The sequence below is a fragment of the Stenotrophomonas sp. 96582_Sma genome, from assembly GCF_056480905.1.
Genome location: NZ_CM151122.1, coordinates 803,994 through 817,227, shown reverse-complemented (window position 1 = coordinate 817,227; position 13,234 = coordinate 803,994). Strand labels below are relative to the sequence as shown.

General features: G+C 64.3%; 11 protein-coding genes, 4 tRNA genes and 1 pseudogene. 1 reads left to right on the top strand and 15 read right to left on the bottom strand.

Translation table 11 applies throughout. The features are described 5' to 3' along the window. Positions 1-90: 90 nt before the first annotated feature. The 13 genes from rplL to ACZK2R_RS03680 form a co-directional block, all read right to left on the bottom strand. The gene (gene rplL / locus ACZK2R_RS03740; RefSeq protein ID WP_010480374.1) at positions 91-459 is read right to left on the bottom strand and encodes a 50S ribosomal protein L7/L12; all 369 of its coding nucleotides are present in this window, start codon (positions 457-459) and stop codon (positions 91-93) included. Positions 460-522: 63 nt separating this feature from the next. Next, positions 523-1,059 carry a 50S ribosomal protein L10 gene (gene rplJ, locus ACZK2R_RS03735; RefSeq protein WP_010480377.1) on the bottom strand — a complete coding sequence of 179 codons (537 nt, stop codon included), beginning with the start codon at positions 1,057-1,059 and terminating at the stop codon, positions 523-525. A gap of 386 nt (positions 1,060-1,445) precedes the next feature. Beyond that, positions 1,446-2,144 carry a 50S ribosomal protein L1 gene (gene rplA, locus ACZK2R_RS03730; RefSeq protein ID WP_004154350.1) on the bottom strand — a complete coding sequence of 233 codons (699 nt, stop codon included), beginning with the start codon at positions 2,142-2,144 and terminating at the stop codon, positions 1,446-1,448. A gap of 4 nt (positions 2,145-2,148) precedes the next feature. Further along, on the bottom strand, positions 2,149-2,577 hold the full coding sequence (rplK, locus tag ACZK2R_RS03725; RefSeq protein ID WP_004145248.1) for a 50S ribosomal protein L11: 429 nt from the start codon (positions 2,575-2,577) through the stop codon (positions 2,149-2,151). 298 nt (positions 2,578-2,875) lie between these two features. Next, positions 2,876-3,436 (bottom strand): transcription termination/antitermination protein NusG, encoded by a 561-nt coding sequence (gene nusG, locus ACZK2R_RS03720; RefSeq protein ID WP_004154362.1) that lies wholly within the window; start codon positions 3,434-3,436, stop codon positions 2,876-2,878. Positions 3,437-3,446: 10 nt separating this feature from the next. Then, positions 3,447-3,860 carry a preprotein translocase subunit SecE gene (gene secE / locus ACZK2R_RS03715; RefSeq protein ID WP_005408202.1) on the bottom strand — a complete coding sequence of 138 codons (414 nt, stop codon included), beginning with the start codon at positions 3,858-3,860 and terminating at the stop codon, positions 3,447-3,449. 49 nt (positions 3,861-3,909) lie between these two features. Further along, positions 3,910-3,985 (bottom strand) — tRNA-Trp (locus ACZK2R_RS03710). Between the two features lie 103 nt (positions 3,986-4,088). Continuing rightward, positions 4,089-5,279 (bottom strand): elongation factor Tu, encoded by a 1,191-nt coding sequence (gene tuf / locus ACZK2R_RS03705; protein ID WP_004154360.1) that lies wholly within the window; start codon positions 5,277-5,279, stop codon positions 4,089-4,091. Positions 5,280-5,320: 41 nt separating this feature from the next. Then, positions 5,321-5,396: transfer RNA gene (locus tag ACZK2R_RS03700), tRNA-Thr, on the bottom strand. Between the two features lie 49 nt (positions 5,397-5,445). After that, positions 5,446-5,519 (bottom strand) — tRNA-Gly (locus ACZK2R_RS03695). A 24-nt stretch (positions 5,520-5,543) separates the two neighbouring features. Then, positions 5,544-5,629 (bottom strand) — tRNA-Tyr (locus ACZK2R_RS03690). A gap of 137 nt (positions 5,630-5,766) precedes the next feature. Continuing rightward, positions 5,767-6,783: an isoaspartyl peptidase/L-asparaginase family protein gene (locus ACZK2R_RS03685; protein WP_125895173.1), complete on the bottom strand. Its 1,017-nt coding sequence runs from the start codon at positions 6,781-6,783 to the stop codon at positions 5,767-5,769. A 105-nt stretch (positions 6,784-6,888) separates the two neighbouring features. Further along, positions 6,889-7,908, bottom strand: a complete 1,020-nt coding sequence (locus ACZK2R_RS03680; RefSeq protein WP_125895171.1) for a cyanophycinase — start codon at positions 7,906-7,908, stop codon at positions 6,889-6,891. Positions 7,909-8,078: 170 nt separating this feature from the next. On the opposite strand from ACZK2R_RS03680, the gene ACZK2R_RS03675 reads away from it, so the two are divergent. Continuing rightward, positions 8,079-10,817 (top strand): TonB-dependent receptor plug domain-containing protein, encoded by a 2,739-nt coding sequence (locus ACZK2R_RS03675; RefSeq protein WP_121504928.1) that lies wholly within the window; start codon positions 8,079-8,081, stop codon positions 10,815-10,817. Between the two features lie 588 nt (positions 10,818-11,405). Here ACZK2R_RS03675 and ychF read toward each other — a convergent pair. Together ychF and pth are read right to left on the bottom strand one after the other, a co-directional pair. Then, a pseudogene (ychF, locus tag ACZK2R_RS03670) lies at positions 11,406-12,496 on the bottom strand (redox-regulated ATPase YchF). A 150-nt stretch (positions 12,497-12,646) separates the two neighbouring features. Further along, positions 12,647-13,225: an aminoacyl-tRNA hydrolase gene (gene pth, locus ACZK2R_RS03665; protein WP_049422892.1), complete on the bottom strand. Its 579-nt coding sequence runs from the start codon at positions 13,223-13,225 to the stop codon at positions 12,647-12,649. Positions 13,226-13,234: the final 9 nt, after the last annotated feature.

The following is a 13,234-nucleotide window of genomic DNA, read 5'->3' as shown; positions in this document are numbered from 1 at the left end:
CCGGTACTGCAACAACGACCAAAGGCCGGGGGCTTACGCCCCCAGCCTTGGCTGCATCGCCGTGAATCGGTGACGATGCAAGGTAACTGCTTACTTGACTTCGACAGTCGCGCCAGCAGCTTCCAGGTCCTTCTTCATCTTCTCGGCGTCGTCCTTCGAAGCGCCTTCCTTCAGGACGCCACCGGCTTCGGCCAGGTCCTTCGCTTCCTTCAGGCCCAGGCCGGTGATGGCGCGGACGGCCTTGATGACTTCGACCTTCTTGTCGCCGGCCGACTTCAGGGTGACGGTGAACTCGGTCTGCTCTTCAACAGCAGCGGCCGGGCCAGCAGCAGCAGCCACGGCAACCGGAGCAGCGGCGGAGACGCCGAACTTCTCTTCGATGGCCTTGACCAGCTCCATCACTTCCATCAGGGACTTCTCGGCGATGGCGTCGACGATCTGTTCGTTGGTAAGGGACATGATTAATACCTTTGGATGATTTTCTGGGTTGAGGTTCCGTCAGGAACCACGGTAAGTCGAAACTCAGGCGGTCTCGGCGGCCGGCTCGGCAGCGTCGGCGGCGACGTCGCCACCACCCTGCTTCTCGCCAACGGCCTTGATGGCGCGGGCAAACATCGTGACCGGCTCGGTCAGGACGCGGGCCAGCATGGCCAGGGCCTGGTCGCGGGTCGGCAGCGAGGCCAGCACTTCGACGTGGCTTGCCGGGAACACTTCGCCACCGATGGCGACGACCTTAGCCTTCAGCTTGTCGTTGCCCTTGGCGGCTTCCTTGATCAGGCGACCGGCAGCGCCGGGCTCCTCGAGCGAGAACGCGTACAGCAGCGGACCAACCATCTGGTCCTGGGCGACTGCGAACTCGGTGCCTTCAACGGCGCGCGAAGCCAGGGTGTTCTTGACAACCTTCAAGAAAACACCGGTTTCACGAGCCTGCTTGCGCATCGCGGTCATCTGGGCGACCGTGGTGCCAGCGTATTCGGCTGCGATCAAGGAGTGGGCCTTGGCGGCGACGTCTGCCAGCTCGGCGACTACTTCTTGCTTCTGGGACAGATTGAGAGCCATTGCACTCCTCCTATTGAACTCCGCTTACGGCTCCTGCCGTGTGCGGTCCTGTGCGGCATCCGTCCTGGACGCCGGGAACATCGGGATGATGTTCCGGGGGTGGGCCGTTCTAGACCTGGAGTGGGCCAACCTGGGAAACCCAGACGTGCGTGAACCAGAAAAACTCCAGAAGGGCACCATCTACGCAGGGTGATTCCGGGGAATCGATTAAGCGCTCATGACTGCTCCGGCGGCGACTCCTTGCCAGATCGAGCTTCCGTGCCCGTCGCCGGTATTGCCACGACCGCGCCTGCGGTCTTTGACGGCTACCGCGGGCGATGTACGGCCAGCGATGCCTTCAAATGTCACGGTCACGGCACCGAAGGTACCGTGACCGCTTGAAACAATTACTTCAGGGTCAGCGACGACTGGTCGACGGTGACGCCCGGGCCCATCGTCGAGCTGACCGAAACCTTCTGCAGGTAGGTGCCCTTCGAGGTGGCCGGCTTGGCCTTGATCAGGTCCAGCAGCAGCGCGGTCAGGTTCGACTTCAGCGCGTCTTCGGCGAAGTCGGCCTTGCCGATGGTGCAGTGGATGATGCCAGCCTTGTCGGTGCGGTAACGGACCTGACCCGACTTGGCGTTCTTCACGGCTTCACCCGGGTTCGGGGAAACGGTGCCGACCTTCGGGTTCGGCATCAGGCCGCGCGGGCCCAGCACGGTGCCCAGCTTACCGACGACGCGCATGGCGTCCGGGGTCGCGATGACGACGTCGTAGTTCAGATCGCCGGCCTGCATCTTCTCGGCCAGATCATCCATACCGACGGCTTCGGCGCCAGCGGCCAGGGCTTCGTCAGCCTTGGCACCGGCCGGAGCGAACACGGCGACGCGGACCGACTTGCCGGTACCGGCCGGCAGCACGGTGGAGCCACGGACCTGCTGGTCGGACTTCTTCGCATCGACGCCCAGGCGCACAGCGACGTCGATCGACTCGACGAACTTGGCCTTGGTGGCGCTCTTCAGGATGTTGATCGCGTCCTCGAAGGCGTATGCCTTGCCCGGAACGACGGCGGCCTTGATGGCCTTCTCACGCTTGGTCTGTGCCATCTTATTAACCCTCCACCACGAGGCCCATGGAACGGGCAGAGCCAGCGATGGTACGCACGGCGGCGTCCAGATCGGCGGCAGTCAGATCCGGTTCCTTCGCCTTGGCGATCTCTTCCAGCTGCTTACGGGTGACCTTGCCGACCTTCTCGGTGTTCGGGCGCTTGGAGCCCGACGAGATGCCAGCGGCCTTCTTCAGCAGGGTGGTGGCCGGGGTGCTCTTGGTGATGAAGGTGAACGTACGGTCCGAGTAGGCCGTGATGATCACCGGCACCGGCAGACCCGGCTCGAGCTTCTGCGTGGCAGCGTTGAACGCCTTGCAGAATTCCATGATGTTCAGACCGCGCTGACCCAGCGCAGGACCGACCGGCGGCGAGGGGTTGGCCTGACCGGCCTTCACCTGCAGCTTGATGTAACCGACAACTTTCTTTGCCATGTGAGTACTCTCCGGGTGCTAGCGCCTTTCGACAACAGGCTCCCCATCGGACCGGGAATCACGCGTCCCGGCATCGCGTTTTGAAATCATGCTGAAGGCCACCTTGCGGCGGCCTCGTCCTGCTGGCTTCCCAGCGGGGAGCCGCGCACTATATCAGGTTTTTTCTTCACATGCCTGAAGCGGCACGTAAACGAACGAAACCGGGCAAAGCCCGGTTCCCCTTGTAGAGTCGAGCCATGCTCGACTGCACCGCCATCCGGAGCCTGGAGTCGAGCATGGCTCGACCCTACAGGACCGGTCAGACGGCCTTTTCGACCTGGCCGAACTCGAGTTCGACCGGAGTGGCACGACCGAAGATCAGCACCGAGACGCGCAGACGGCTCTTCTCGTAGTTGACTTCTTCGACGACGCCATTGAAATCGTTGAACGGGCCGTCGGTAACGCGGACCATCTGGCCCGGCTCGAACAGCACCTTCGGACGCGGCTTCTCGACACCTTCCTGAACGCGATTCAGGATGGCTTCGGCCTCGGAATCGGCGATCGGCAGCGGACGGTCGGCGGTGCCGCCGATGAAGCCCATCACGCGCGGGGTTTCCTTGACCAGGTGCCAGCTTTCGTTGTCGATGCGCGGAATACCGGCTTCTTCGTGGGTCTCGATCTGGACCAGCACGTAACCCGGGAAGAACTTGCGCTCGGAGCGGCGCTTCTGGCCAGCGCGCATCTCGACCACTTCTTCGGTCGGGACCAGGACATCGCCGAAGCGCTCTTCCATGCCGTCACGGACGATGCGATCGCGCAGAGCCTGCGCCACCGACTTCTCGAAGCCCGAATAGGCGTGAACGACGTACCAACGCTTCATGCAATTCTCCTTAGCGGCTCAGGAACAACTGAACCAGCCACTGAATGACGTAATCGAACCCACCCAGCAACAGACTGAGAATGGTCACCACCACCATCACGACCCAGGTCATGCGGATGGCTTCCTGGCGCGTCGGCCAGACCACCTTGCGCAGTTCGAAGCGCGACTCGGAGAGGAATTCGCGGGTGTCGCGCCCCTTGCCGGTCAGCATAAACACGCCGATACCGCCAACCAGACCGACCACAACCGCCAACGCACGCAGCTGACCCGCCCACGCACCCAGCTGGGTGGCGCGACCGGAGTCGGCGGAGAACCAGAACCAGACGAACAGACCGGCCAGCACCAGCAGCGATGCGGCGACGTACTTGACGATATCCCCGCCGTTGGCGGAGTTGTCCTTGGAGTGTTCGATCTTGCTATTCATCCGGCTGTGTCTGCTTTAGCGGCCCAGGCCGCTGGATAAGGTGGGCAGATGGCACGCCAGGAGGGACTCGAACCCCCAACCTGCGGTTTTGGAGACCGCTGCTCTGCCAATTGAGCTACTGGCGTACGTGTTGAAACTTGCCTTCCCTTAGACGGCGAAGGCGGACCGAGGTTCCCGGCCCGCCATTCGCGTAACCGGCGGCGCTATGCAACCACCGGTACTGCAGGCTTACTCGATGATCTTCGAGACCACGCCGGCGCCGACGGTACGGCCGCCTTCGCGGATGGCGAAGCGCAGGCCTTCGTCCATTGCCACCGGGTTGATCAGGGTGACGACCATCTTGACGTTGTCACCCGGCATCACCATTTCGACGCCTTCCGGCAGAGCAGCTGCGCCGGTGATGTCGGTGGTGCGGAAGTAGAACTGCGGACGGTAGCCGTTGAAGAACGGGGTGTGACGGCCGCCCTCGTCCTTCGACAGGACGTAGACTTCGCCTTCGAACTTGGTGTGCGGCTTGATCGAGCCCGGCTTGGCCAGAACCTGGCCACGCTCGACGTCGTCACGCTTGGTGCCGCGCAGCAGCAGGCCAGCGTTGTCGCCTGCCTGACCCTGGTCCAGCAGCTTGCGGAACATTTCAACGCCGGTCACGGTGGTCTTCTGCACCGGACGGATGCCGACGATTTCGATTTCGTCGCCAACCTTGATCACGCCGCGCTCGATACGACCGGTCACCACGGTGCCGCGGCCCGAGATCGAGAACACGTCTTCCACCGGCATCAGGAACGGCTTGTCGATCGCACGCTCCGGCTCCGGAATCCAGCTGTCCAGGGCATCGACCAGCTTCAGGATGGCCGGCACGCCGATGTCGCTCTGGTCGCCTTCCAGCGCCAGACGGGCCGAACCGGCGATGATCGGGGTGTCGTCGCCCGGGAAGTCGTACTTGCTCAGCAGCTCGCGCACTTCCATCTCGACCAGCTCGAGCAGCTCGGCGTCGTCAACCATGTCGGCCTTGTTCAGGAACACGACGATGTACGGCACGCCGACCTGACGCGACAGCAGGATGTGCTCGCGGGTCTGCGGCATCGGGCCGTCAGCGGCCGAGCACACCAGGATCGCGCCGTCCATCTGGGCGGCACCGGTGATCATGTTCTTGACGTAGTCAGCGTGGCCCGGGCAATCGACGTGGGCGTAGTGACGGACCGGGGATTCGTATTCGACGTGCGCGGTCGAGATCGTGATACCACGAGCCTTTTCTTCCGGCGCGGCGTCGATCGAGGAGTAGTCCTTGAACTCGCCACCGAAGCGCTCGGCACCGATCTTGGTCAGTGCGGCGGTCAGCGTGGTCTTGCCGTGGTCGACGTGACCGATGGTGCCGACATTGACGTGCGGCTTGGTGCGCTCGAACTTACCCTTGGCCATGGCTGCTTATCTCGAATTCGTCTGAGAGGTGATGCTTAAGATGGTGCTCACGAAAGGAATCGAACCTTCGACCTCTTCCTTACCAAGGAAGTGCTCTACCGACTGAGCTACGTGAGCCGAGTTTTGCATTATGACATGAACTCGATAATATTCAAAGTTCATTCAATGGAGCGGGAGACGGGAATCGAACCCGCACCATCAGCTTGGAAGGCTGAGGTTCTACCATTGAACTACTCCCGCGCCGGGAATGTCACAACGTGAAACTGGTGGAGGGAGGTGGATTCGAACCACCGAAGGCGTAAGCCAGCAGATTTACAGTCTGCCCCCGTTGGCCGCTTGGGTATCCCTCCTTACCACCCCATTCCGTTGCCGCCGAAGCGTTGCGGTGTGTGGTGGTGAGCCGCTTATTCTGCTGATGGGACGGGGGGCTGTCAACGCTTTTTTCCACTTTTTTCACACGCTGTCGCAAACCCATTGATACGCAAGGTTATTGCCCCGGGACCGCAAGGGTCTCGTTGGCGAAAATTGCGACATGAGGGACGCCGTCGCCGCCGATCCAGCCCCGATACATGCCCTGGGTGTTGAATGGCGTGGCCATTTTTCCGTCTGCAGCGAGCACGATCGCACCGCCGTCACCCCCCATCTGCGGAATCGTCTCGTTGATCACGCCCTTGCCGGCCTGTTCCGGCGTCTGCCCCTGGTAGCGCATGCGTGCGCAGATCTCGTGCGCGGCCGCGGTGCGGATGTAGTACTCGCCCCAGCCGGTGCCGGACACCGCACAGCGCGCATCGGCCCAGGTGCCTGCACCGATGATCGGCGAGTCACCCACCCGGCCATAGCGCTTGTTGGTCATGCCGCCAGTGGAGGTACCGGCGGCCAGGTGCCCCTGCACATCCAATGCGACTGCACCGACGGTCCCGAAGTGCTTTGCAGTCTCCAGGTCGGCATGCGCCTGGCCACTGGCCTCTTCTTTCAGTGCACGCTGCAGCTGCTGCCAACGCTTCTCCGTACGGAAGTAGGAGGGATCGACCAGAGACATCCCCTGCTCGACCGCGAAGGCTTCGGCGCCCTGCCCCACCATCATCACGTGCCTGGATTTCTGCATCACGGTCTGCGCCAGCAGGATCGGGTTGCGCACCCGCTGCACGCCGGCCACCGCGCCCGCCGCCTGGCTCGCGCCATCCATGACAGCCGCATCCAGCTCGTTATGGCCGTCGTGGGTGAACACCGCGCCCTTGCCGGCGTTGAAGGTGGGATCGTCCTCCAGGACGGTGATCGCAGCGGTGACTGCAGCCAACGCGGGGCGACCCGCCGCCAGCTCCGCATGCCCCTTCAACAGGGCCGCCCGCAGCGCGTCACGTGCGGCCTTTTCCTCGGCCGGCGACAGGTCCTTGCGCTCGACGCCGGCGCCGCCGTGGATGACCAGCAGCGGTGAAGCCGCCGGTGCGGCCTGGGCAAGCATGGGCAGGGACAACAGTGCGGACAGCGCCAGGCGCAGTTTCATCGGGTACGTCTCCAGCAGAACGAGGGAATGGATTGCAGGGTAGTGCCGGCCGCTGGCCGGCAAGGGGCGCATCAGGGAAGGCGAGTTGCCGGCCAGCGACCGGCACTACCGAAGCGTGAACTCAATCTCGCCGTCGCTGACGTCGGCCACGGCCTGGTAGTCGGCGTCGGCCTGGAAGTCATCCAGGCGCATGCGGCTGCCGCTGGCGACCACCGTTACCGGCACCGCGTGGAAGCGCAGCGGCTCGCCCTCGACCAGACGGTCGGCATCGCGGCCGGGGCTGACCACCCAGACCTTGCCTTCGCCGTCGGCGCTGTAGACCTGTGCCTGGCCATCGGGCTCCACGCACAGGGCGGTGTCCTCGTCGACGCCGATGCCGACGATGTCGGGGTCGCCACTGTCCTGCGCGGCGCGCGCCACGAACACGATCAGGCGGCCGAGCCGATCGCGCTTGTCGAAGTGGGTGTCGGTGACCACGCGCTGCAGGTAGGGCATCTGCAGGAAGCCACTGTCCATGGTCACCGCACTGCCCATCGGGTCGGCCAGCGCACCGGCGGAGGTGATGCTGCCGCCGTCCATCGCGCCGTAGGCATAGCCACCGAGGATGGCCAGCCCGGCGCTGGTACCGGCAATCGGCTTGCCGGCGCGCACATGGGCATTGAGCGCGCGGTTGAGCGCGGTGCCCTTCCAGAAGCGGATGTAGCGCGACTGGTCACCACCGGCAATGAAGATGGCATCGGCCGCAGCCGCCACGCGCAGCACGGCCGGATCGTCGGCGCCGCGGCGGCTGTCGAAGACCAGCGTCTGCACTGCGGTGGTCCCGCCAATCTCGCGATACAGGCGGTCCTGCAGCTCATCACTGCCAGAAGCGCGCAGGATCAGCACGCGGCCGTTACCGGCCTGCTTCAGCCACCAGTGAAAGGCCTCCGGCACCCATTCGCCACCGCCCATCAGCATCATGGCCGGCGCGCGCGGGCCGGGCCGGGGTGCGTCGAGATCCCCGGCTTCGTAGTAGGCGAAGCCCGGGCCCTGCAGGTCCTGCGCAGGGGCGGCCAACGGCACGGCCAACACCAGCAGCGCCAGCCAGGCGAAGGGGGCACGCAGGGTGCAATGGAGGCGTCGCATCTTGATCTCCCTGAACAAAATCGACTTGCAAGCGTTTTCACTCTTTGCCAGATAGGGGCCCAGTAGTCAAGGGCATAAAAAAGGCGTTAAATGCGCGCGCCCATTCCGGAAATCTGAATGGGGGACAGGGCCCCTCCTCTGCGGGCCGGCTTCATTTCCGAGAATTCCTCATGCGTAGAAAGGCGATGGCGTGGTCGATCCAGCTGGCGTTGATGGGCGTGGCTGCTTCCGCGGCGGCCCAGGCACCGGCCTCCTCTTCGGTTCAACAACTGGATGCGGTGCAGGTCACCGGTTCGCGCATTCCGCGCGCCCAGGTGGAAGGCCCCGCCCCGATCACGGTGATCAGCGCCGAGCAGATCCGCTCCAGCGGCTTCACCAGCGTGCCCGACGTGCTGCGCTCGATGACCCAGAACGGCGGTGAGACGCAGAGCCAGCAGTCGTCCAGCGGCGCCGACTTCTCGCCGGGCGCCCAGCAGGTGGACCTGCGCGGGCTGGGCCCGAATCACACGCTGGTGCTGGTCAATGGCCGCCGCATCGCCGACTTCCCGATGCCGTTCAAGGGCCGCAGCAACTTCACCGATGTCTCCAACATCCCGCTGGGCATGATCGAGCGCATCGAAGTGCTGACCGGCAGTGCCTCGGCCATCTACGGTTCGGACGCGATCGCCGGCGTGGTCAACTTCATCCTGAAGAAGAAGGCCGACGGCACCACCGTCGACATGCGCATGGGCACCACCAGCGAAGGCGGTGGCGAGTCGTTCGACATGAGCCTGGCCAGTGGCTTCAGCCGTGGCAACTTCAACGCCGTATACAGCGTTGAACTGCAGTCGCAGACCCCGCTGTGGGCGTACGAGCGCGACATCCAGGATTCGACCCAGGACGGCCCCACCGAGGGCTCACGCATCGCACGCCGCGCTTACCTGCGCACGGACTACAACGACGACTACCTGGATCCGGGCGCGGCCACCTGCGAAGCGCTGGCCGGGCAGAACCAGGGCAGCACCTACCGCGCCTACCGCCCGCGCTACGGTTACTACTGCGGCAGCGACAGCTCGATCGGCTACGGCACCATCCTCAGCAAGCGCCGCGGCGCCAATGGCTACGCCTCGCTGAGCTACGACTTCGACAACGGCCAGCAGTGGTTCGCCGATGTGCAGCTGGGCTACCACACGATGTCGCTGATGCGCGACGTCACCAAGTGGGGCCGCATGGACGCCAACGGCGATGAGTCGGGCTATTTCAACAACCAGGCCACCGGCGAGATCGAGTTCTGGCAGCGCCAGTTCTCGCCCGAGGAGATGGGTGGCCTGCGCAATGCAATGGTGCGCAGCACGCAGAAGACCTTCAGCGTGACCACCGGCTTCAAGGGCAACCTGGCCGGCAACTGGGACTACGAAGCGGCCCTGAGCCATTCGCAGTACCAGTCGCGGATCAGCTGGGCACAGATCATCGCCGCCAAAGCCAATGACCTGTTCCTGGGCCCGCAGCTGGGCGTGGACGACGACGGCTTCCCGATCTACAACGCCGACCCGTCGCGCCTGTACCGGCCGCTGACCCGCGCCGAGTACGATTCGATCGCGGCGCGCACCACCTACACCCCGAAGTCGCGCACCGAGACGGCTGCGTTCACGCTGACCAATTCCGCGCTGTTCGGCCTGCCGGGCGGTGATGCCGGCTTCGCCGCGACCGTGGAAGTGGGCCAGCAGGCGTACTCGCTGAACCCCGATCCGCTGGCGACCCAGTACTACTACTACAGCTGGAAGGATTCGGACGGCAAGGGCTCGCGCAACCGCTGGGCGACCGCTGCGGAGCTGCGCATGCCGCTGCACGAGACGGTCAACCTGAGCGTGGCCGGCCGCTACGACCAGTACCGCTATTCCGGCCACACCATCGGCAAGGCGACCTGGAGCGGTGGCCTGGAATGGCGCCCGATCGACACCCTGCTGGTGCGTGGTTCGTACGGCACCGCGTTCCGTGCGCCGGACCTCCACTACGTGTTCGCCGGCCCGGGCAACGACGAGACCAGCGCAGTGGACCTGTACAGCTGCCGCGCCGACGATGCCGCCGACTGTTCCGACTACGAGCACAACCTGATCCGCAGCCGCACCGGCAACCGCCAGCTCGACCCGGAAACCAGCACCTCGTGGAGTGCCGGCTTCGTCTGGTCGCCGGCGATCGGCCTGGACCTGTCGGTGGACTGGTTCGACATCGACATGCGCAAGCAGGTGCAGGACATGGACGTGCGCACGATCCTGGCCAGCGAAGCGAACTGCCGCCTCGGCAGTGCCGACATCAACTCGCCGACCTGCGTGGACGCGCTCGACCGCATCACCCGCACCAGTGATGGCCGCCTGTACGGCGTGCGTGTCGCCCCGATCAACGTCGCCCGCGAATCCACCTCCGGCATTGACATTGGCCTGCGCTACCGCCTGCAGACCGGCATCGGCGACTTCATCCTCAACGGCACCCACACCTGGGTGAAGAAGCACGATTTCCAGCGCTACCCCGGTGATCCGATCCAGGACCAGTTCGCGGTCAACAGCAACTTCGACATCCCGCGTACCAAGACCAGCCTGAGCGTGACCTGGGAGAAGGACGCGTGGTCGGCCACGGTCTATGGTTCGCGCCTGGGCAAGCTGCCGACCTCGGACAGCTACGACCAGGTATTCAAGTGGGACAGCGGTGACAGCCCGTACATCAAGGCAACCTACCGCTACAACGCGTCGCTGCAGTACCGCTTCGACGACCACTCGCGCCTGTCGCTGTCGGTGGTCAACGTGTTCAACAAGATGCCGCCGAAGGACGCCACGTACACCGCGTATCCGTACTACGACGTGTCCTGGTTCGACAGCGTCGGCCGCACCATCAACCTGCAGTACACCCACAAGTTCGGTGGCAGCGCGCTGTAAGGCACGCCGCATTGCAGAACGTGGACGACAGGGCCCGCCATTGGCGGGCCTTGTTGTTTGGGAACCTGGCTCTGGTAGATGCCCACCTTGGTGGGCACTGATCTGCCACGCGCCCACCAAGGGGGGCGACTACCAGAGCGGGCCACGCGGGTTTTCCACACCGCGCGTGGAAAGCGATGGGAACTTGGTGTGGACAAGTGGCCGCGAGGCTTGCAGTGCGGGCTTTTCCGGACGTGGTGATTTTTTGTCCATGTCCTTCGATTGTTTTCCACACCGGACGTGGAGAGCGATGGGAACTTGGTGTGGACAAGTGGCCGCGAGCATTGCAGCGCAGGCGTTTCGAAGCGTGGTGAAATTCTGTCCACGGTCCGACTGCACTGATCGGGGCGGAGCCCTTTCCCGTGGAAAGGGCTCCGCCCCCAAGGTTTTCCACATCCGGCGTGGAAAGCGATGGGAGTTTGCTGTGGACAAGTGCCGGCAAACGTCGCACCGCAAGCGTTTCGCAGCCTGGTGCTTTTTTGTCCATCACCAGAAACGCGAACGCCCCGCACAAGGCGGGGCGTCCGGGGTCGATCCGTTGCTGCTGGATCAGACGTTGAAGCGGAAGTGCAGGATGTCGCCTTCCTGCACGCGGTATTCCTTGCCTTCCAGGCGCAGGCGACCGGCTTCCTTGGCACCGGCTTCGCCCTTGTACTTGATGAAGTCGTCATACGCGATGGTTTCAGCGCGGATGAAGCCCTTCTCGAAGTCGGTGTGGATGACCGCGGCGGCCTGCGGGGCGGTGGCGCCCTTGCGCACGGTCCACGCACGGACTTCCTTCACGCCGGCGGTGAAGTAGGTCTGCAGGCCGAGCAGGCTGTAGGCCGCGTTGATCACGCGGTTCAGGCCCGGCTCGCTCAGGCCCAGATCGGCCAGGAAGGTATCGCGGTCTTCGTCATCGAGCTGGGACAGCTCCTCTTCGATCGCGGCCGACACCGGCACCACCTGCGCGCCTTCGGCGGCAGCATGCGCACGCACGGCTTCCAGGTGCGGGTTGTTGTCGAAACCGTCTTCCAGCACGTTGGCAATGTACATCACCGGCTTCAGGGTCAGCAGGAACAGATCGCGCACCAGCGCCTTCTCTTCCTCGTCCAGGCCCACCGAACGGCCGGACTTGCCGTCGGACAGCGCCGCCTGCAGCTTGGCCAGCACCGGCTTGCGCGCCGCGGCGTCCTTGTCCCCCCCTTGGCCGCACGCTCGGCGCGGTTCAGCGCCTTCTCGACGCTGTCCAGGTCGGCCAGCGCCAGCTCGGTATCGATGGTTTCGATGTCCGAGATCGGGTCGACCTTGTTGTTGACGTGGATGACGTCGGCGTTCTCGAAGCAGCGCACCACGTGGGTGATCGCATCGACTTCACGGATGTGCGCCAGGAACTTGTTGCCCAGGCCTTCACCGCTGGCGGCACCGGCAACCAGGCCGGCGATGTCGACGAATTCGACCGCGGTCGGGATGACCTTCTGCGGGTTGATGATCGCTGCCAGCTCGTTCAGGCGCGGATCCGGCACCGGCACGATGCCGACGTTCGGTTCGATGGTGCAGAACGGGAAGTTCGCCGCGGCGATACCCGCCTTGGTCAGCGCATTGAACAGGGTCGACTTGCCGACGTTGGGCAGGCCGACGATGCCGCATTTGATACCCATGGGTGACAGCTCTCTGGGGTGAAAGTGATTGGTGAAACAGCGCGCGCGCTGCTTGGCCAATCCATCTCGGTGTTCAACATCTGCCAACCAAGGTTGGCAACTACCGGGCCGGTTGATGCCCGTTGCCGACCAGCGGTCGGTACCTACCGCTTATTTCGGGGTGTGCAGCCGCTTCATCGCTTCGCTGAAATCGCCCTGCACCGCCAGCGGCAGCACGTCGATCGCATCATCGATGGCGCGCGCGATCAGCACGTCGTCGTCCTTCGACGGGCGCCCAAGCACCCAACCCACCACGCGGTCCTTGTGGCCGGGGTGGCCGATGCCCACGCGCAGGCGATGGAACTTGCCGTGGCCGAGCAGGCGGATGGTGTCGCGCAGGCCGTTCTGGCCACCGTGGCCACCGTCGAACTTCAGCCGCGCCACGCCGGGCGCCAGGTCCAGTTCGTCGTGGGCCAGCAGGGTTTCTTCCGGCTCGATCTTCCAGAACCGCTGTGCGGCGGTGACCGACTTGCCGCTGAGGTTCATGAAGGTGGCGGGCTTGAGCAGCCACACCGTCTGCCCGGCGATCTCGACCTTGGCGGTCTCACCGAACAGCTTGCTGTCCACATTCCATCGTGCACCGGCTTTTTCCGCCAGGGCCTCAACGAAATGAAACCCGGCATTGTGCCGGGTCCGGGCGTGTTCCGATCCGGGGTTGCCCAGACCGACGATCAGTCGCAGTCCTGCCATGGTTCCTTC